Below are 19,874 nucleotides of genomic sequence, written 5' to 3' on the forward strand. Positions count from 1 at the left end.
TATGACAAAAATAACGATTAATCAAGCGAGTAAATATGTAGGTAAAGAAGTAACAATCGGTTCATGGATTTTAAATAAACGATCAAGCGGTAAAATTGCATTCCTTCAGTTACGTGATGGAACTGGTTTTATGCAAGCAGTAGTCGTAAAAGAATCAGTTGGTGAAGCATTATTTAAAGTTGCAAAAGGTATTACGCAGGAGACATCTTTATATATCACTGGTGTAATTAAAGAAGATGAACGTTCAGATTTCGGTTATGAAATGGAAGTGACAGGCATAGAAGTGATTCATGAATCAGTGGACTATCCTATTACACCGAAAGCACATGGTACAGACTTCTTAATGGATCATCGTCATCTATGGTTACGTTCTAAACGTCAGCATGCGGTAATGAAAATTCGAAATGAAATTATACGTGCGACATATGAGTTCTTTAACGACAATGGATTTACAAAGATTGATCCACCAATCTTAACAGGATCTGCACCAGAAGGCACAAGCGAATTATTTGCAACGAAATATTTTGAAGAAGATGCGTTCTTAAGCCAATCAGGACAACTTTATATGGAAGCGGCAGCGATGGCACACGGTAAAGTATTTTCATTCGGTCCTACATTCCGTGCAGAAAAATCTAAAACACGTCGACACTTAATCGAGTTCTGGATGATTGAACCGGAAATGGCATTTTACGAGCATGAAGATAGTTTAGAAGTTCAGGAACAATATGTTTCATATATTGTTCAGTCAGTCCTTAAGAACTGTCAATTAGACTTAAAATTATTAGGTCGTGACACTGAGAAATTAGAAAAAGTAAAAGCACCGTTCCCGCGTATTACGTATACGGATGCGATTCAATTCTTAAAAGAACAAGGATTTGATGATATTGAGTGGGGCGATGATTTCGGTGCACCGCATGAAACAGCAATTGCTAATCACTACGATTTACCTGTATTTATTTTAAACTATCCAACAGGTATCAAACCATTCTATATGCAGCCTAATCCTGAAGAAGAAGGAACGGTTAAATGTGCTGACTTAATTGCACCAGAAGGGTACGGTGAAATTATTGGAGGTTCTGAACGTATTTGGGATCTTGAATTAATTCAATCACGTATTAAGGAACATGGCTTAGATCCAGCAGCATATAGTTATTACACTGATTTACGTAAATACGGTAGTGTACCACACTCTGGTTTTGGATTAGGTTTAGAACGAACAGTAGCATGGCTTTCAGGCGTAGAACACGTTCGTGAAACGAGTCCTTTCCCACGACTACTGAATCGTTTATATCCATAATTAATTAAGTTAATATAGATTTATAATATTAAATCGTATAGATATAATTTTATATCTGTACGATTTTTCTATCAATAAGGAGGAGACAATGAGTATATTTAAACAAGATATCATCATTCCTCGTGTTCTTTTTGAACAATATCATCAACTTGGGATGAGTGAAACTGAACTCATCATGATCATGAAAATTATAGAATTATCAAATGAGCATAGTTTACCTTCGTTTGAGACAATTAGCAATGCGATGAGCATTGACAAGGCACAAGTGATGTTAATATTACAAAACTTAATCAGTAAAGATTTTATAAAAATTGATGTTAAAAAATATGATGACGTATCTTTTGAAGAACGTTACGATTTAACACCTTTAGAATCGCAATTATTAAGATTACAAGAAGAACAAGAAAAAATTAACGATGTCAATGTACGACAAACGAGTTTTAAAGAAATATTTGAACGTTTTGAAGCAACATTTGCACGTCCTTTAACACCCATAGAAATTGAGACAATTTCTCATTGGATAGATACCGATCGACATTCTGCGTCACTAATTATTACAGCTTTAAACGAAGCAAGCAGTCATAATAAACTGAGTATTAAATATATCGATCGAATATTACTGAACTGGAAAAAACGTAATGTTAAGACGATTGATGAATCAAAAATAGTAAGTAATGAATATAAGCCGTCAAAAACGCTATCTAAAACTGTACCTGATATTCCTGTTTTTGATTGGGTGAACGGAGAGAATCCATATGATAAGTAAGAAGAAAACTTTAGAAATGTTAGATGTTATTGATGAAATGTTTCCTGATGCTGAATGTGAACTTGTTCATGACAATCCATTTGAATTAACAATTGCTGTATTATTATCGGCACAATGTACAGATGTTCTCGTCAATAAAGTAACTAGAACGTTATTTCAAAAATACAAAACACCAGAAGATTATATAAATGTTCCGATTGAGGAGCTAATGGATGATATTCGCTCAATCGGTTTATATAAGAATAAAGCAAAAAATATTCAGGCATTATGTCGTATTTTAATAGATAAATATGATGGAAAAGTTCCGCAGACACATGCTGAACTTGTTGCATTACCAGGTGTTGGTCAAAAGACTGCCAATGTAGTCGTATCTGTAGCGTTTGGAATTCCTGCACTTGCTGTTGATACGCATGTAGAACGTGTATCTAAGAGACTTGGTATATGTAAATGGAAAGATAATGTAAAGCAGGTTGAAGCAACATTATGTAATAAGATTCCGAGAGAACGATGGAACAAAACGCATCATCAATTAATTTTCTTTGGCCGATATCATTGTACAGCGCGCAATCCGAAATGTCTTGAATGTCCATTGTTAAAGGATTGCAGAGAAGGTAAGAAACGTCATAAGGTGGTTGTATCATGAAAGAGAGAATGAGTGAACTGGAAGAACAAATTGATCAGCACAGTAGAAATAGAACATTAAATAGTATTGATGCAATAAAATTACTTGATGAATATTATGAAGGATTACTGTATTTAATGAGAACATTAAATGATTTAGAACCCAATGTTGAACTTAAAGCTGATAGCATTCAAATAGGACCTTTAAATTTTATTGAACGTATAAAGTATATTGAACAGCGTAAACATCATTTTATGGGTTATCAGCAAATGAAGACAATGCTTGTTGAAATCAATAAGTTAATTGCGATAAAAAGCATAAAAAAGAAGCGATAACATTATTGTTTCGCTTCTTTTTTATTGACCTAAATTTTGTGCTGCCCGTTCATTTGCGGCTTTTAAATCAGCAGCAGCTTTATCACTTGCAGCTTTTAAGTCAGCAGCAGCTTTATCACTCGCTGCTTTCAAGTCAGCGGCAGCTTTTTGATCTGCAGATTGGCTAGATGGAACAGTTTCAGCTGTTCTTCTTTCCATTGTAGTAGGTATATTTTCTGTTACAACCTCAGTGGTGTTGTTTTTATTCTTGTCTTTTGAATTAGAAGTTTTTTTTTCAGAGTTGCTAGATGACTGGTTATTGATTTGATTCTTCGCATCCTGTTCTGCCTGTTCTGCTTCTTCTAAGGCTCTCTTAGCAGCTTCAGCAGCACGTTCATTGTTATTACGCGCTGCCTCAGTTTGCTCATCTAAAGAACCTGTAGGAAAAGTTGTCGTTGAGTCTGACTCTGTAGTAGATGAATTATCATTTTTTCCTGTTAAAACATCATTATTATCTTGTTGACCTTTTACTTTAACATCTGTACCGATTTTTTCAACTGAATCAGGCATTGCAAAATCCTGACCATCTATTGGACTGATTTCACTCATTACTTGTTTAAATAAAGATTTTGGTAATGCTTGCTCTTCAGGACCAACGAATGAATTAGCACCGCCTTCAGCAAGTTTAGTGAACCCCATCCAAACAGACATAGTATATCGTGGTGAATACCCTACAATCCAGACATCTTTTGCAGCATTGTCAGGTAAATTGTATTTTTCATACGTTTCATTGCCATACGTACCTGTACCTGTTTTAGCTGCAAGTGTAAGACCTGGAATACTACTACCATAAGCTGTACCTAAAGGTTCAAATGATCCTTTTAACATATCCGTTACGATATATGCCGTATAGTCTTCCATCGCTTTTTCAGAAACTGTGTCAAACTTAATCGTTTCATCATCTTGTGTCACAACTTTTCGAATAGCATGCGCTTTGTTGTATGTACCACCATTACCAAAAGTAGAGAATGCACTTGCCATTTGAGTAGGAGAGAACTCAGAAGATGATCCACCTAAAGCTTCAGCAGGACCTAAATCTTTTGATTGATATTCTAATCCAACATTTTTGGCAAATTCATAAGATGCATCATTACCAGCTTCTTTTTTTACTTCCTGGAAGATTTTTAATGCCGGTATATTTAAACTACGACGGATAGCATCACGCATTGTTACAACGCCGTGGTTTTGCGTATCATAGTTTTTAAATTTGATACCATTTATATCGTATTCTGATTCATCCTGTATTTTATGATTTGTTGCCCATTGTTCATTTTCGACAATTGGACCATAACTTAAGAATGGTTTGATTGTTGAACCAACAGGATGTACGTCTGTTGCAAGGTTTCGATCAACGACGTCTGTAAAATTACGCCCACCACTTATTGCAACAAGTGCACCAGTTTGTGTATCAACAATCGTTGATGCTGCTTGTTGATATTTGTTTTTATAGATATTCATGTTATCAACATTGTTTTGCAGTGAAATCTGTGCATTATTGTCCATGTTTGTATAAATTTTTAATCCGCTAGTTAACACATCACTTAATGATTTGCCTTGAAATTCTTTATTATTTTTTAATTCTTGTTTTATTACATTGACGTATGATGCATATTTCGGATCATTTTCTTCTATATTTTGACGTTGTGCAGCTGTTCTAGGTACTAAATTTTTTGATAAGTCTTCAGCTTGCGCCTGTTCCATTTCAGCTTTAGAGATACGTTTATGACGATTCATTAAATATAAAACAGTATCTTTACGTTTTTCTGCAGCTTCTGGATGATCATATAAATTATACGTGTTAGGAACTTGAGGAAGTCCAGCTAAATAAGCAGACTCAGCAAGTGATAATTGATCTAAATCTTTATTAAAATAATATCTAGCTGCTGTTTTAACACCATAGATACCATCAGAATAATAAATTTTATTCATATACATCTCAAAAATCTGATTTTTATCATACTCTTGTTCTAATCGATAAGATAGGTAGGCTTCCTGTGCTTTACGTTCAATAGATTTTTGATCTGTTAAGAAAGAACGTTTAACTACTTGTTGTGTTAATGTTGAAGCACCTTGCGAACCAAATCCACCAGTAAAATTCTTAAATACTGCACCGGTTAATCGTTTAAAGTCTAATGCACCATGTTCATAGAAACGATTGTCTTCAGTAGCAAGTACAGCATCGCGCATCGTATCTGGAATATCTGCAAACTTAACTTTCTCACGTTTTTGTCCCATATATAATATGGTTACTAAATTATTATCTTTATCATAAATTTTAGTCGGTAATTGATCACGTAATGCTGACTCATTAAATTTTGGAGCATTGTATGCATAATATAGAAACAGTAGCATACCAGCAACGACCATCGTTGTAAATAATGCGACAAGCACGCCTACAACTTGTAAGATCGTTTTCTTTAAACTTTTTTTCTTTTTAGCCATTCTTAAATCCTCTCTCTCATTAATCTTAAATAGAATATAGTGATTGTATTGCTTTTAAATAGTCAATTCTAGGACGATATGTATATGGTATCAATATACCATCTTTTTTAATTTCCTTTAACTGAATAGATTTCTTTTCATCGTCTTTGTATCTTTGCCAATAATGATAAAAATTTTCGAACGGTAATAAATATACTTCTTCAAGACTGGAAAAGCAAATTAAAATAAAGACGATACCGCCATGACGATAAACTTGATGCATATGTGAAACTTGATGCTGGTGTATATTGATCAGTGGAAAACTCGTTTTATTTTGGGTAACTTTAGCTTCAAAATCAATATACTTACCATTATATATGCCATTATAGTCAGTTGTTGATGCACGTCTGAAATAAGCCTCTTTGATTACTGCTTTCGAACGTTTCGGATAATCTACTTTTACGATTTGAATCGGTGTCGGTTTTTTATGTATAATTGCCAGATCGTTTTGGAGATAATATCGATTGCTGTTGTCGATTTCATCTTCAAATTTCATACCACGTTTTCCATATTCAATTTTACTATTATTTATAGTATTTGTAACTAAGTCTAAAGACTTAGAAGGCTTACCATTTGGATAATTGACCATTTTATTCATCCTAATTGTGATGTCTTATTTTTTCATATACAATGAGTTTAACACAACTTGTGAAAGGAGTAGTTAAATGTTACAAAATTGTATTAAAAGTTTAATTGAAAATATGCAACAGATTGATCAGTACTTTCATAGCGCAAAAAATGGTGAACTGTTTAACTTTGTTATTGATGTACAACCATTTACTGAACAAGTAGATGCAAATTTAAATCAATTAAATAATTATAAAGAAGAGATATTATCTTTACCTTTAATGAATGAAAAGAAATTATCATTAATGATTCTATATATCCGTGAGTTATCTGTCGATTGTTTTTTTGATAAGACGAGTAAAAAAATTTTTATCGACAAATTTAAAGCAGTCAATCATGATCTTCAATATATCAACAGAGTAATAGGAAAAGTTTAAGGATATAGTAATGAAGACTTTATATATAACTGGATATAAACCGTATGAGATTGGTATTTTTAAAAATAATCAGCCTGAAGTACGATATATAAAACTCTTCCTTCAGGATAAAATTAAATCATATATTGAAGAAGGTCTTAAATGGGTCATTATCCAGGGGAATCTAGGTACGGAATTATGGGCAGCTGAAGTAACGATTCGATTAAAAAAACAATATGATATTAAATTGGGTATTATCACGCCATTTTTAAGTCACACAGAAAAATGGAATGAAGAAAATCAACTATACTATCAACAGATTATCAGTAAAGCAGATTATATAAATAGTGTGTTTCAGGATACTTATAAAGGTGGATATATGTTTAGTCAGGCGAATCAATTCATTTTGGATAATACTGAAGGTACTTTATTATTTTATGACGAAGAGCATGAAGCAAGTCCTAAATTCTTCAAAAGAACGCTCATTGATTTTATGGTAGAAAATCAATATACTATGGATAGTATCAGTTTTTTCGACTTATCAGATTTTATAGATGAATATATGAGAGAACAAGAAAATTAGAGGTGTTATTATGTCAGAAATGAATTTAAAATTATCTGCAAAAGATATTTATGAAAAAGAATTTGAAAGAACGATGGTACGTGGTTTTAAACCGGAAGATGTAGATAGTTTTCTAGATGAAGTGATAGAAGACTATCAAAAGATGGCAGACATGAACAATCAATTATTAAAGCTTTCTGATGAAAATTCAAAATTGAAACGTGAAATTGAAAACCTTCGTATGCGTGTTGCAACAGGTAGAAGTGATCATCAGCAACAAACACCGAATAACTACGATTTATTAAAACGTATTTCTAATCTTGAAAAAGCAGTGTTCGGTAAATAATAGCCATCGCAATTCAATGCATTTGATGTTATAATTTAATAATGTTAAAAGATATCTCGGATAATCGCTATACTTTGTATAGAGGAAAGTCCATGCTCACACATGCCTGAGATGGCTGTAGTGATCGTGCCTGGTGAAACAATAAGCCAGGGCATTAATTTGACGGCAGTGAATAGACCTAAGTCTTAGATATGGTCTGAGTAACTTGAAAGTGCCACAGTGACGTAGCTTTTCTAGAAATAGAAAAGGTGGAACGCGGTAAACCCCTCGAGTGAGCAATCCAAATTTGGTAGGAGCACTTTTCTAGCGGAAATGAACGTATAGAAGAGGTATGAAAATACAGACAGATGATTATCACCGGCGTACGAGAGTATCTAGGCTCATTTGCAGTACTAAGGAACAGAACATGGCTTATAGAGATATCTTTCTAGATGTCCTCCATTTATAATGGGGGACTTTTTTTATTTATTGAACGTATTTATCGTGTTACAATGGAATTAATAAACATTACATTCTACTATAAAAGTATTATGTAAACTTGGAGGAAATTATGTATCAATTACTAGCCACTACACCTATGGGGATGGAAGCTGTTGCAGCGAAAGAAGTTCAGGCCCTAGGATATGAAACAACAACAGAAAATGGACGTGTATTATATCAGGGTGATGCACGCGCAATCGTTAAATCAAATCTTTGGTTACGCAGCGCAGATCGCGTTAAACTTGTTGTCGGACGTTTCTATGCAACAACTTTCGAACAGTTGTTTGAACAGACAAAAAATATACCGTGGGAAAATTATATAAGTGAAAATGGAAGTTTTCCAGTTCAGGGTAGAAGTTTAAAATCAAAGTTATTCAGTGTACCTGACTGCCAGGCAATTGTAAAGAAAGCAATTGTTGAACGTCTAAAAAAAGCCCACAATCAGCAAGGATGGTTACGTGAAGATGGCGCATTATATAAAGTTGAAGTTGCGATTCTTAAAGATGAAGTATTACTTACAATCGATACTTCAGGAGCCGGATTACATAAACGTGGATACCGTCTCGCACAAGGTGAAGCACCGATGAAAGAAACGTTAGCAGCTGCACTTGTATTGTTATCTAACTGGAAAGGAGATACACCATTTATTGATCCTTTCTGTGGTTCAGGAACCATTGCAATTGAAGCAGCAATGATTGCTCAAAATATTGCACCAGGATTTAACAGAGATTTTGTGAGTGAAAACTGGGATATCATTCCTGAAGGTATGTACGATGAAGAACGTGTTAAGGCAGAAGATGTTGCTGAATATGATAAAGAAATATCGATTACAGCAAGTGATATTGATCCGAATATGGTTGAAATTGCGCGTAATAATGCGATTGAAGTAGGTTTTGGAGATATCATTGAATTTAAACAAATGAATGTTCATGATCTTACGTTAAACAGTGAAAAGGGTGCAATCGTGGGTAATCCACCGTATGGCGAACGTATCGGTGAGAGAGCAGAAGTGGAAGCAATGTATACGTATTTAGGAGAACTGATTGAAAAAAATCCTAAATGGTCACTATATATTTTGACAAGTTTAAAGACTTTTGAAGTATTGGTTGGCAAAAAAGCGACAAAACGTCGAAAATTATTTAATGGATACATTGAATGTACCTATTATCAATATTGGGGCGAGAGATAAAAGAGGCTGTCGACAAACCTTTAAATAAATTTAACCACACTAAGCATAAATATATGTTTTGTGTGGTTTTTTGTTTATGATAAATATATTGAAAAGAAGGTGAAAATACATTGAAATTAAGTATATTAGATCAAGTACCCATGGCACGTGGAGAAACGCCAGGGGATGCATTGGCACATACGATAGAACTCGTTCAATTTGCAGAAAAATTAAATTATGATCGTTATTTTGTTGCTGAACATCATAATACGACAGGATTAATTAGCAATTCACCAGAAATTCTTATGACTCGATTATTATCAGTCACTACTACGATAAACATAGGTTCTGCAGGTATTCTTTTACCGCAATATAGTCCTTATAAGATCGCTGAAAATGCAAATTTACTAGAAGCGATGTTTCCTGGTCGTGTGACAATTGGCCTAGGAAATTCTCCAGGTGGAAGTGAAATTACGAGAAAAGCCTTAACAGATGGTAACGTCAGTAAGGTAAAAGCATACGATAGAATGCTAGAAGAGTTTTTAGGATTTATGCGTAACACTTTACCTATAGAACATCACTATCGAGGAGTTAAAGCCGGACCGAGAATTAAAAATCATCCAGATATTTTTACGTTAGGGTTAACTGATAATGGTGCTAAAAGGGCTGCAAAATTAGGGGTAGGTTTTGTTTTCGGTAATTTTATCAGTGATAAATATCGAGACAGTGCAATAAAAATTTATCAACAGGGGTTTATTCCTAATGCATTTATGAAATGCGCATATACGATATTTTGTACATTTATCATTGTTGTAAAAGATAAAGATGAAAAAGATATGCAAAAACGTATATTAGATCATTGGTTATTAAATGTTACTAAAGGTAGAGATACTGTCATTCCTTCAATAGAACAGGTTAATAAAAATGATTATAGTGAAGAGGATTTACGGATCATCGAGAAGAATAGAGGACGTTATTTTATTGGAATAAAAGAAGATGTTAAATATGAAATTAAAAAATTATATGAAACGTATCGTTTTGATGAACTGATGGTAATCAATAATACGTTTGATTTTGGATTAAAAAAAGAAAGTTTTAAAGCGATTAAAGAAATAATAGATGAAATTAATAGTGAGAAATAATGAATATAAAAATAAAAAAACATCAAGCGAAAGCTTGATGTTTTAATTTTACCAAAGTTTTCCTTCACCCATACCTTTAGCACCAGGAGGTGGATCCATAAACATTTGTCCGATAGGTACTGTATACGCTACTAAAATTAATGCAATCGTAACGATAATTAAGAATTTCCAGTTTTCAACGAATTTATAAGCAGGTGCTGCTTCATCCATTGCTTCAGAAACTGGGAATGCTTCATATCCTTTAGGAGCAAAGAAAGCTAACTGAATGAACACGATAACTACTAAGATGATAGAGATAAATAAAATTGTACCTCCAACTGCTTGCATTACCTGGTAAGGAATCCACTCAGCTGCAATTTTTGAACCACCATATTCAGAATAAGTAGAACGACGTGGCGCCCCAAATAATCCGATGTAGTGCATTGCGCCAGACATGATTGACATACCAATTGCCCACATAACACCTTGAATAATTGCTAATCTATTGATTGCTTTTGTCATTACACGCCCAGTAGCATGTGGAATTAACCAGTACATTGTACCAAAGAACGTTAAGATAACTGCTGTTGCTACTGTTAAATGGAAGTGACCTGTAATCCAGATAGTATTATGTACGACTTGGTTCATTTGAGCTGAAGCGTTAACTAAACCACCAGCTCCACCAGGAATAAATGCTGCCATTCCGATGAATGGTAATACGAAACGTGCATCATTCCAAGGTAATGTTTTAATCCATCCAAATAATCCTTTAGTACCAACTTTTCTTCCATACGCTTCAAATGTTGCAAATAAACTAAATGCAGTCATTAATGAAGGAATAACGACCATGAATGTTAATACAACTTGTACATATTTCCATGTTACATCAATACCAGGCTCAGTTAACTGATGGTGAATACCAACTGGAATTGAGAAGAATAAGAATAACATAAAACTCATACGTGCTAAGTTATCACTAAATGCTTTTGCACCGATAATTTTTGGAACGACTGCATACCAAGACATATATGCTGGTAATAACCAGAAATAAACTAATGCATGTCCAAAGTACCAGAATAGCGTACGGCTAAGTGATACATCGATACGTTCAACTAAACCTAATGACCAAGGAATCATTTGTAATAAAACTGTTGCTGCAACACCGATAGAACATACGATCCACATAACATTGTTGATTGTTGCCATATAAGCTAATAAAGGAGATTTTAATCCTTTATGTTCTTTTCTCCATTGTGCATAGCGCATGATTTGTCCAGCTGCAGAAATCCAAGAACCTACAACGACTAATGCCATACCAACATAGAAGATTACATGCGCTTTCAGAGGAGCATAGAATGTATATAAGACTGTAGCTTTATTAAGTAATACCATCGTTGCTGCCATTGCAGTACCGATTAACATTACCCAGAATCCTAACCAAACTAATTTTCTTTGTAATGGTGAAAGTTTACCGCAAGTACGGATTACTGCAGCTGTCTGGAATCCCATAATAAAGAATGTTGTTAATACTAAAGCTAAAATAATACCATGAACAGTTAAGATTTGATAATAACCGATTCCTGCAGGTAATTTTAATTGTCCAGAACGTACTAATGTTTGTAGAAGACCTGCTAATCCACCGATGATTAAACACACAATTGCGACATACATATGTGCCATTATTAATTTACCATCTTTACGGTCCATTTCTACACGTTCTGCCATTTCTTCGGCATGATGGTTTCTATAAGTAGAGCGATCGTCAAATACGCCGCTATCTAATTTGAATGCGTTCATTTCTTATCTACCACCTTAATGTTTGACTTCATGTCTGCATGACCAGTACCACAGTATTCGTTACATAATAATAGGTATTCACCTTTTTTATCAAATGTTTTGACGAATGTTGAGATGTGTCCTGGTTCTATCATCATGTTAACGTTTGTTTGAGCAATTTCGAAGCCGTGAACAACATCGCGACTTGTTGCGATAATCTTTACTTTTGAACCTTTTGGAATTTCAACTTCACCTGGATTGAAGTTAAATGCAGAAACCACAAATACTAATTCGTAATCCCAATCTTTACCATCAACTTTATGTAATCCTGGTTTGCTGAATACTTCATGTTTATCAATTAATTCTGGATCGACAAATTCTCGTCCACTGGCGATTGGCTCGTGACCGCTATGTATTGCAGAAACAAAAATAATACCTAAGAATAAAACAAGTGATCCCATACCTAATCCAAGCCAAATTTTCTCTAACTTATGCAAAATATTCCCCTCCTATACACGTTCTAAAAATAATATAAAAATTGCAAACCATGTTACTACAAACACAGCGCCTAAAAATAATACTGACGCCATTGTGCCTCTCAAATCTAAATCGTGATGAACTTCTTCATTAACCTGAATCGGATCATGTGATTGATTTAAATTTTTATCTTCTGCCATAATGAACACCCTTTCTTAATAGCTTTTCTTTCTTTATAATAATAGAGTACAAAGTTTATTAATGTGATAAATATCACACTTTTTTATTTTCGTTAAAAATTTCACAAATAAATATATATGAATGAGGTATGTTATGAAACATCATGAACAAATCAAGCAATTATATCAATTAAAAAAAGAAGTAGAGAAGTCAAACAATGTGATTTTAGTGGAACAAATCAATGAAATTATTAAGAAAGTGCATCAGGATCAAGTTGTGATCAGCTTTATTGGTCACTTTTCTTCAGGGAAATCATCTTTAATAAATCATATATTCAATGAGAATATTTTACCGAGTTCCCCAGTTCCTACTACAAGTAATACGGCTCAGATTATTATCAGTGACACTGAAAATGTACGCATCAATCTTGATAATCATACATATAGTGATTTAAATCAATATGAAGATATAAAAAGAGTAAATACACTTAACCATAAAATAGAATCCGTTGAAATCAAAAAATCTTCTCATCTATTTGATAATGGTACCGTTATTCAGGATACTCCAGGAATTGATGCAACATTTAAAAACCATGAAGCAAGTACAATGAAATTTTTACTTATTAGTGACCTGGTTTTTTATACGGTTGAGTATAATCATGTAAATTCAGAAAAAAACTTTGATCAAATTAGAGCATTAAATCAATTAAACGTCCCAGTCGTGTTGATAATAAATCAGATTGATAAACATCAGGAAGAAGAATTATCATTTGAAGATTTTAAAACTGCTATAAATGATAATATTGAACGTTGGCAACTTAAGATTGAGCATATTTTATATACATCAATTTATGATAGTGTTAATAATGAAATTGATAATGTGATTCCATTAATGGAGCGCTATGCACACATTGTAGAAACAAACAAAGCGCATTATTTTGAACGCATGATAGCTTATATTGAATCGACACAAATACATTATCTGAATGAAATTAAAACGAATTTACTGGCTACAATAAATGTTGAAGAAGACGAAATTGATACTGCCTATCAGAAAGCAAGTGCAAATGTAGCGATGAACGCTGAACAATCTATATTAGCAGATGCCAATAACACACAGTTATTGTTAAATGGTGTGAAGGATATTATAAAAAATGCTTATTTAATGCCCTTTGAAATGCGCGAGAAAAATCGTGAGATGCTCGAAACATTTGCAGATAACTATAAAGTACCAGGACTTTTTGGTAAAAAAGCAAAATTACTAGCGATTCAGGATGAAAAAGTGGCAACAGTTGTTAGATCACTGAATGCATTAATTGAGAAACAAATTACATTTCAGCTTAAAGAATATTATGGTCAATTCTCAAAATACTTAAGTTATCCAAATATAATTAATGAACTTGTTTTTAATATTTCACAAGATTATGTTAAGCAGTTAATAAAGCAACAGACATCTATCACAAATGATTATGTATTAATCTATTCAGATGAATTAAAATTATTCATTGAACGTATGATTGTTAATCAGCAAAAGAATTGGCATGATCAGTTCATAAAAAATATAAATATGTCCATTTTAAATACAAATAATGAAAATAGTAAGGAAACTGTGAAGTTTGATGAATATTTTGAGAATGAATCATTATTAAAATCAATTACTACTAAAAACTATTTACACTACTATATTCATGTTGATGAATCAGTAGATAAATTAATTGATAGAAAATATGTAACATTTGAAATGCTTGATGAAAAACCTATAGAAATTTCAAAAATTACTAAAGTACCGACTACTGCAAATGAGAATCTGAATCTAAGCAAATCAATTCTGCAACATTTGTCTGATGTTACGTACTTCAAGACTGATATAGAGAAAGTAAATGCACAAATTGAACGATTGAATAAAAATATAACTAAAATTGTTGTATTTGGTGCTTTTAGTGCAGGTAAAAGTGCGATGATTAATGCTCTTTTAAAAGAAGAAATATTAATATCTTCCCCGAATCCAACGACAGCTTCAATTACTGAGATTCAATATGGTGATAAGAATTATGTCACATTTAAGTTGGAAAAAGACATATTGAAATCATTAAATGACATGATGTTAACTTCAACAATTGATGTACCTACAATTAGTCAATGGATTAAACGATTTAAAGGAAAACTTAATCAGTTAAATGCACAGAACAGAAATTTTGCAGAAGCGATTATTCAAAATTATGATTTATATGCACAGTATTTAGAGAATCATGCAACAATCGAAGTGAATGATGACGAAATAAAACAGTATACTGCTGTTGATGCACACGCTGCATTTGTACAGAAAATAACGTTAGGTATAAAAAATGATTTTCTAAAAGATAAGATTATTATTGATTCACCAGGCACAGGTAGTACGAATAGCCGTCATACAAAAGAAACGACAGAAATTATTGCTGATAGCGATTTATTAATCTATGTTTCATATTACAATCACGTCTATACTGAAAAAGACAAAGCATTTCTTTCTTATTTAAATGAAGTAGAAATCATAAACGAAGATAGTCAGAATTTCTTTGTTATTAATGCGGTAGATTTAGCAAAAGATGATCAAGAATTAAATTCGGTTATTGATTATTTAAGGGGTGAATTACAAACTTTAAAAATTGATGATCCAATTTATCCAGTATCAAGTCGAAATTCATTAAAAGCTTACGATGAAAAATTTACTATATTTAAATCAGCAATTGAACACTTTGTAACCACAACAAGTAAACAACAGAAAATCAAGCAAATTAATCACCAGACATCTGTTTTATACGAAAAAGCAAAAGCACTTGTAAATGATTTTGATCAGTACGAAAATCAAATACAAATTAGAAATCAGTATTACAAAGAGTGGTTAGCCAATGGTCCAATCGATTTAAATGTAAAAGATAATGTAATACGATCGGTAAAGGATATATTGACAGAACAAACAACATATCTTAAAGATAAGATGAAAATACAGCTGTATGACGTCTTAAAAGAACAAATCAATACTTCTTCAGATTTGTCTAAAGTACAACAGAGCTATTTACATGCTGTTCAGCAAAAGTTAAATGAAGACTTATATTTGATTATGCCGAGATTAAATAAGGGCGTACAATTGAACTTCAATCAGGTAAGTCAAGTATTATCGAAGCAATTAGAACAACAAGAGATTTATGAAGATTTACAATATAAAGAACAATTACTAAATCCTAATGACGTAAGTATTAGTAAGCTCACTGATGAAATTCATACATTAAGCTTAGCAAATATTAAGCAGAAACAGTTGATGAATCAGACACTGAAAATTGAACTGTACGATGAAATACACCAAAAAACGATACAAATGCTAATTAAATTAATTGATATGTATGAAAATGAAATCTTGATGCTTATTGACGACAATGCAATAAAATTGTCTAATTATATTGAAGAAAAAAATAAAATGATACATCAAACAATGCACGAAAAAATGCAACAAAAAATTGACCATACTTTAAAAGAAGAAGTTTCAGAAGCGATTCAAAAAATAGAGGTGTAAGTCATGAAAATATGGATAACAGAACAAGAAGCTTATAAACTGGTACAAAATAATGATGCAGTATTATTTGATTGTCGAGGTATAATGGACAATTTAGCACAAAGTATTCAAAACTATTATGAAGAAAGAATTGAAGGAGCAGAGTATATTCATTCATTCTTAATGGGTAACAATCCAATATCTGGTGGACGACATCCATTACCTGATTTAAATGATTTCATTGATATTGTGGAATCAATTGCTCAAGGTAAGTTGATAATAGGATATGATAATCGCAATAGTTTTTATGGCACTCGATTTGTATTTCTCTGTCATCTTGTGGGTATTGAATGTTTTCTTATTCAGGAAGGTTATGAAGATTTGAAACTGTTTAAGAAATCGACTAAAGATTCATTTGAAGAAAAACAGCATGCTACAGTTAAATTTTATAATTCCACCGTCAAAGAGTACGAAATGGCGGTGGAAATGAATAAAGAATTAGCAAATAGAGATTTAAACAAAAATTTTAATAAAGAGATCATCACTTTCTGTAATAATATCCAAAGCTTAATTAAGGCGCCTCAACATGATGTTGTACTTATTGATGCGCGTGCTCATGAACGCTATGTTGGCGAAGTTGAACCGATGGATAAAATTGCAGGCCATATTCCGACAGCAATCAATATTCCTTTTAGTGAAGTGTATGCAGATGGTTTGCCGAAAAAAAGTGAGGCACTACGAGAAGTATTCAAAAATGTTTTAGGAAAAGAAAGCATTATTTATTGTGGTTCAGGCTTAAGCGCTACACCTTTATATGTCGCTCTCAAGACATTAGACCAAAATGTAAAAGTATATGCAGGTAGTTATTCCGAGTGGGTGTCAAAATATCCAAATCAAATCGAAACTGGAGAACAAAAATGAACAATTTATTAATCGTTGATGGAATGGCTTTGCTTTTTCGTCACTTCTTTGCTACAAGTCTACACAAAAACTATATGAAAAATTCGCAAGGCATACCTACAAATGGGGTTCAAGGATTTGTAAGACATGTTGTAAGTGCGATTCATGACATCGATGCCCATCATGTAATAGTCTGTTGGGATATGGGGGCTAAAACATTCAGAAACGAAATCGACCCTAACTATAAAGCCCATCGTCCAGCACCACAAGAAGAGTTGATTCCTCAATTTGATATGGTGCAGGAAATCTCAAGACAACTCGGATTTCATAATATTGGCATACAAAATTTTGAAGCCGACGATGTCATTGGCACATTAGCACATGCACTAGATAACACATATGATATAAAAGTAATTAGTGGTGATCGTGATTTACTTCAAATACTAGATAATCATATAGAAGTATGGTTAACAAAAAAAGGATTTAATATTTACAATAAATATGATAAAACTCGATTTATCGAAGAATATCAAATTCAGCCAAAGCAATTAATTGATGTTAAAGCGTTTATGGGTGATACTGCTGATGGATATCCTGGTGTAAAGGGTATTGGAGAAAAAACAGCACTTAAATTAATTCAGACATATGGCAGTGTTGAAGGTGTACTTGAACATATAGAAGAACTTCCGAAAGGTCAGCAAAATAAAATTAATGAAGCAGCAGATGCTTTAAAGCTTTCCCATCAACTTGCAGCTATCCATACAGAAGTACCGCTAAAGTTAGATGAAATTATCAGTGAAATGCCATATTCAGTTGATTTGGCATCAATGATAGATTTATGTGATCAATACGAACTGAAGGTTGCCAAAAACTTCATAGCAAAATTATAATGACAAGCCCTTTATGCAAAATATAATGCATAGAGGGTTTTGTTATTTGTGACAATTGAACAAATAATAGTATGTTAATAAAAAGTTAAAAATGCTAGTTAATCCTTTTATATCAAGGTATTACAGTTGGTATTAGAAAAATTCAACAAAAAATATTACTTTGCGGTACACCGCAAAGTAATATTCAGAGTGTTGTAAATAATCAATTAACAATATATATTGAATTTAATAAATAAAACATAAAGGAGCTTCATAATGAAAAAGTTACTTCAATATACGATTACAGGATTAACAACAATTACGCTCGTTTCATCTATAACTTCAAACGCAGAGGCAAAAACGTATATCATTAATAACGAAAATACGAATCGACTTGGAACATCGGAAAACATAGGGACGATAAATACTAATATGCTTTATCCAAAAATGGCTACTAAAAATATTACTTCAATTGTAAACAAAGATCAGGAGATTCACCAGATTGATAAGACTTTTGATGTACCAAAAGTAAGTAAGTCTTTACGTACACAAAGTAAAGCAGAGATACCTACAATGACTAATGATTATAAAAAGGGAGACTCTCGTGTATTTACAACAATAAACACAGTTACTAATGCTGATGAGAAAACGACAGCAAAATTATTATATGATGGTTCTAAAGCACAAGTATGGGTTGCAGATAGCCGCGTAACAGAAGCGAAAGCTACACAAATAGGACAGGAATTTGATAACAAGATTGCACCACTTGTTGAATCTAAATTTTCGACACCTTCTGATATTGATAAGAATGGAAAAATCAATATTTTAGTATTTGATATTAAAGATGATTATGAAACGACAAAAAGTTACGTTGGAGGTTATTTTCATCCGAGAGATCTTTTAATGATGCAGGGGTCTAACTTATCAGAAACATTTTATATGGATACTTATCCGTCAATGGGTAAAAATGCAGAGATGGACGTTACAAAGATATATACGACTTTGGCCCATGAGTATCAACATATGGTTAATTTTAATCGTAATGTCATTGTTGAGAGAGGTGACTTTATTACAGGTAAGATGGATACTTGGTTAAATGAAGCATTTTCGATGGCAGCTGAACAAATATATTCTAAAGAAGTATTAACGAAACGCATCGATTATTTTAATAAATCAATGACCATTGCAAATGGTAGATCTGTCTTACAATGGAATAATAATGATGATGTATTATCGAATTATTCATTATCATATCTCTTCGGTCAATACTTAAGAACGCAATCTGATAATGGTGATGCAATATTTAAGGCAATTTTAGAAGATCAAGGTACAACGATTGAAACATTGCAACGTGCGATACATAAACATATTAGTCCAACAATGTCTGTAGGCGAATTTATGACGAATTTCAGAATTGCATTAGAAAAGAAAGAAAACACAGGTAAATTTGGATTTAATGGTGAGTCTGGTTTTAATGGAATTAAACCAATTCATATTACAAATTTACCAACAGCATTAGCACCAGGAGGTTCAGTAGTATTTGATGCACAGGATTCGTTTAAAGTACCTTCTGATAAAGGTCAAAATATCAAATACGTTGAAGTAGGAAGTACTATAACTACACCGACAACTGAAGCGCCAACAACAGAACAACCAACTACTGAAGCACCGACAACTGAACAGGCAACAACAGAACAACCAACTACTGAAAGACCGTCGACTAAACCATGTCCAAATGGACGTATCTGGTGCCCGGGTAACTATTAAACAATGAAATTATATAAAGTAAGAGGATTAGACATTGTCTAATCCTCTTTTGAATAGTTGAAAGGCAAAACGAGCTATTCTGCGTTTTTGGTTTACACCCATCGAAAGTTAAAAAATCAAAAATTGAATTCCGTAATCTTCGTATACGTAAGACGTAAATGTTAAGTAAAACGAAAA

At 32.8% G+C, this 19,874-nt stretch carries 18 protein-coding genes and 1 other RNA gene; 14 read left to right on the forward strand and 5 right to left on the reverse strand.

What is annotated here, in order from left to right; genetic code table 11:
- Nucleotide 1: 1 nt before the first annotated feature.
- From asnS to BFS35_RS02460, 4 genes are all read left to right on the forward strand, one after another.
- A complete protein-coding gene (gene asnS / locus BFS35_RS02445) occupies nucleotides 2-1,297 on the forward strand; it encodes an asparagine--tRNA ligase (RefSeq protein WP_099578175.1) in 1,296 nt (431 codons plus the stop codon).
- Nucleotides 1,298-1,385: 88 nt separating this feature from the next.
- Nucleotides 1,386-2,063, forward strand: a complete 678-nt coding sequence (locus BFS35_RS02450) for a DnaD domain protein (protein WP_099578173.1) — start codon at nucleotides 1,386-1,388, stop codon at nucleotides 2,061-2,063.
- Complete coding sequence (gene nth / locus BFS35_RS02455) at nucleotides 2,053-2,706, forward strand: endonuclease III (protein ID WP_099578171.1); 654 nt, start codon at nucleotides 2,053-2,055, stop codon at nucleotides 2,704-2,706. The genes BFS35_RS02450 and nth overlap by 11 nt, the downstream gene beginning before the upstream one ends.
- Nucleotides 2,703-3,020 (forward strand): YpoC family protein, encoded by a 318-nt coding sequence (locus BFS35_RS02460; protein WP_099578169.1) that lies wholly within the window; start codon nucleotides 2,703-2,705, stop codon nucleotides 3,018-3,020. The genes nth and BFS35_RS02460 overlap by 4 nt, the downstream gene beginning before the upstream one ends.
- A gap of 21 nt (nucleotides 3,021-3,041) precedes the next feature.
- Here the strand turns inward: BFS35_RS02460 and BFS35_RS02465 are convergent, their stop codons facing one another.
- Both BFS35_RS02465 and recU read right to left on the reverse strand, forming a co-directional pair.
- On the reverse strand, nucleotides 3,042-5,501 hold the full coding sequence (locus BFS35_RS02465) for a transglycosylase domain-containing protein (protein WP_240628330.1): 2,460 nt from the start codon (nucleotides 5,499-5,501) through the stop codon (nucleotides 3,042-3,044).
- 25 nt (nucleotides 5,502-5,526) lie between these two features.
- Entirely contained in the window at nucleotides 5,527-6,129 is a 603-nt protein-coding gene (gene recU / locus BFS35_RS02470) for a Holliday junction resolvase RecU (protein ID WP_099578167.1), read from the reverse strand.
- 76 nt (nucleotides 6,130-6,205) lie between these two features.
- Here recU and BFS35_RS02475 point away from each other — a divergent pair, with 76 nt between their 5' ends.
- The 6 genes from BFS35_RS02475 (at nucleotide 6,206) to BFS35_RS02500 (ending at nucleotide 10,221) form a co-directional block, all read left to right on the forward strand.
- Nucleotides 6,206-6,544 carry a DUF1798 family protein gene (locus tag BFS35_RS02475; RefSeq protein ID WP_099578165.1) on the forward strand — a complete coding sequence of 113 codons (339 nt, stop codon included), beginning with the start codon at nucleotides 6,206-6,208 and terminating at the stop codon, nucleotides 6,542-6,544.
- Between the two features lie 10 nt (nucleotides 6,545-6,554).
- Nucleotides 6,555-7,106: an SLOG family protein gene (locus BFS35_RS02480; RefSeq protein WP_099578163.1), complete on the forward strand. Its 552-nt coding sequence runs from the start codon at nucleotides 6,555-6,557 to the stop codon at nucleotides 7,104-7,106.
- A 10-nt stretch (nucleotides 7,107-7,116) separates the two neighbouring features.
- The gene (gene gpsB, locus BFS35_RS02485) at nucleotides 7,117-7,431 is read left to right on the forward strand and encodes a cell division regulator GpsB (RefSeq protein ID WP_099578161.1); all 315 of its coding nucleotides are present in this window, start codon (nucleotides 7,117-7,119) and stop codon (nucleotides 7,429-7,431) included.
- A 52-nt stretch (nucleotides 7,432-7,483) separates the two neighbouring features.
- Nucleotides 7,484-7,850, forward strand: an RNA gene (gene rnpB / locus BFS35_RS02490) — RNase P RNA component class B.
- Nucleotides 7,851-7,981: 131 nt separating this feature from the next.
- On the forward strand, nucleotides 7,982-9,100 hold the full coding sequence (locus BFS35_RS02495) for a THUMP domain-containing class I SAM-dependent RNA methyltransferase (RefSeq protein WP_099578159.1): 1,119 nt from the start codon (nucleotides 7,982-7,984) through the stop codon (nucleotides 9,098-9,100).
- Between the two features lie 110 nt (nucleotides 9,101-9,210).
- Nucleotides 9,211-10,221, forward strand: a complete 1,011-nt coding sequence (locus BFS35_RS02500; protein WP_240628332.1) for an MsnO8 family LLM class oxidoreductase — start codon at nucleotides 9,211-9,213, stop codon at nucleotides 10,219-10,221.
- 48 nt (nucleotides 10,222-10,269) lie between these two features.
- Here the strand turns inward: BFS35_RS02500 and BFS35_RS02505 are convergent, their stop codons facing one another.
- The 3 genes from BFS35_RS02505 to BFS35_RS02515 form a co-directional block, all read right to left on the reverse strand.
- Nucleotides 10,270-11,925: a b(o/a)3-type cytochrome-c oxidase subunit 1 gene (locus BFS35_RS02505; RefSeq protein ID WP_099578607.1), complete on the reverse strand. Its 1,656-nt coding sequence runs from the start codon at nucleotides 11,923-11,925 to the stop codon at nucleotides 10,270-10,272.
- Nucleotides 11,926-11,993: 68 nt separating this feature from the next.
- Nucleotides 11,994-12,473, reverse strand: a complete 480-nt coding sequence (locus BFS35_RS02510) for a cytochrome c oxidase subunit II (RefSeq protein WP_205757133.1) — start codon at nucleotides 12,471-12,473, stop codon at nucleotides 11,994-11,996.
- Between the two features lie 12 nt (nucleotides 12,474-12,485).
- On the reverse strand, nucleotides 12,486-12,653 hold the full coding sequence (locus BFS35_RS02515; protein WP_096076475.1) for a cytochrome c oxidase subunit 2A: 168 nt from the start codon (nucleotides 12,651-12,653) through the stop codon (nucleotides 12,486-12,488).
- A 133-nt stretch (nucleotides 12,654-12,786) separates the two neighbouring features.
- On the opposite strand from BFS35_RS02515, the gene BFS35_RS02520 reads away from it, so the two are divergent.
- The 4 genes from BFS35_RS02520 (at nucleotide 12,787) to BFS35_RS02535 (ending at nucleotide 19,697) form a co-directional block, all read left to right on the forward strand.
- Entirely contained in the window at nucleotides 12,787-16,182 is a 3,396-nt protein-coding gene (locus BFS35_RS02520; protein WP_158554236.1) for a dynamin family protein, read from the forward strand.
- Between the two features lie 3 nt (nucleotides 16,183-16,185).
- The gene (locus tag BFS35_RS02525) at nucleotides 16,186-17,082 is read left to right on the forward strand and encodes a sulfurtransferase (RefSeq protein ID WP_099578155.1); all 897 of its coding nucleotides are present in this window, start codon (nucleotides 16,186-16,188) and stop codon (nucleotides 17,080-17,082) included.
- Nucleotides 17,079-17,951: a 5'-3' exonuclease gene (locus tag BFS35_RS02530; RefSeq protein ID WP_099578152.1), complete on the forward strand. Its 873-nt coding sequence runs from the start codon at nucleotides 17,079-17,081 to the stop codon at nucleotides 17,949-17,951. The genes BFS35_RS02525 and BFS35_RS02530 overlap by 4 nt, the downstream gene beginning before the upstream one ends.
- A gap of 255 nt (nucleotides 17,952-18,206) precedes the next feature.
- Nucleotides 18,207-19,697 carry a M30 family zinc metallopeptidase gene (locus tag BFS35_RS02535; protein WP_205757134.1) on the forward strand — a complete coding sequence of 497 codons (1,491 nt, stop codon included), beginning with the start codon at nucleotides 18,207-18,209 and terminating at the stop codon, nucleotides 19,695-19,697.
- The last annotated feature ends 177 nt before the right edge of the window (nucleotides 19,698-19,874 follow it).

This window comes from Macrococcoides goetzii (genome assembly GCF_002742385.2).
Taxonomy (GTDB): domain Bacteria; phylum Bacillota; class Bacilli; order Staphylococcales; family Staphylococcaceae; genus Macrococcoides; species Macrococcoides goetzii.

Coding starts and splice junctions, on each gene's coding strand:
- BFS35_RS02515 (WP_096076475.1), bottom strand. CDS start 12,653: ATGGCAGAAGATAAAAATTTAAATCAATCACATGATCCGATTCAGGTT.
- BFS35_RS02520 (WP_158554236.1), top strand. CDS start 12,787: ATGAAACATCATGAACAAATCAAGCAATTATATCAATTAAAAAAAGAA.
- BFS35_RS02505 (WP_099578607.1), bottom strand. CDS start 11,925: ATGGCAGAACGTGTAGAAATGGACCGTAAAGATGGTAAATTAATAATG.
- BFS35_RS02450 (WP_099578173.1), top strand. CDS start 1,386: ATGAGTATATTTAAACAAGATATCATCATTCCTCGTGTTCTTTTTGAA.
- nth (WP_099578171.1), top strand. CDS start 2,053: ATGATAAGTAAGAAGAAAACTTTAGAAATGTTAGATGTTATTGATGAA.
- BFS35_RS02525 (WP_099578155.1), top strand. CDS start 16,186: ATGAAAATATGGATAACAGAACAAGAAGCTTATAAACTGGTACAAAAT.
- BFS35_RS02530 (WP_099578152.1), top strand. CDS start 17,079: ATGAACAATTTATTAATCGTTGATGGAATGGCTTTGCTTTTTCGTCAC.
- gpsB (WP_099578161.1), top strand. CDS start 7,117: ATGTCAGAAATGAATTTAAAATTATCTGCAAAAGATATTTATGAAAAA.
- asnS (WP_099578175.1), top strand. CDS start 2: ATGACAAAAATAACGATTAATCAAGCGAGTAAATATGTAGGTAAAGAA.
- BFS35_RS02535 (WP_205757134.1), top strand. CDS start 18,207: ATGAAAAAGTTACTTCAATATACGATTACAGGATTAACAACAATTACG.
- BFS35_RS02465 (WP_240628330.1), bottom strand. CDS start 5,501: ATGGCTAAAAAGAAAAAAAGTTTAAAGAAAACGATCTTACAAGTTGTA.
- recU (WP_099578167.1), bottom strand. CDS start 6,129: ATGGTCAATTATCCAAATGGTAAGCCTTCTAAGTCTTTAGACTTAGTT.
- BFS35_RS02475 (WP_099578165.1), top strand. CDS start 6,206: ATGTTACAAAATTGTATTAAAAGTTTAATTGAAAATATGCAACAGATT.
- BFS35_RS02460 (WP_099578169.1), top strand. CDS start 2,703: ATGAAAGAGAGAATGAGTGAACTGGAAGAACAAATTGATCAGCACAGT.
- BFS35_RS02495 (WP_099578159.1), top strand. CDS start 7,982: ATGTATCAATTACTAGCCACTACACCTATGGGGATGGAAGCTGTTGCA.
- BFS35_RS02480 (WP_099578163.1), top strand. CDS start 6,555: ATGAAGACTTTATATATAACTGGATATAAACCGTATGAGATTGGTATT.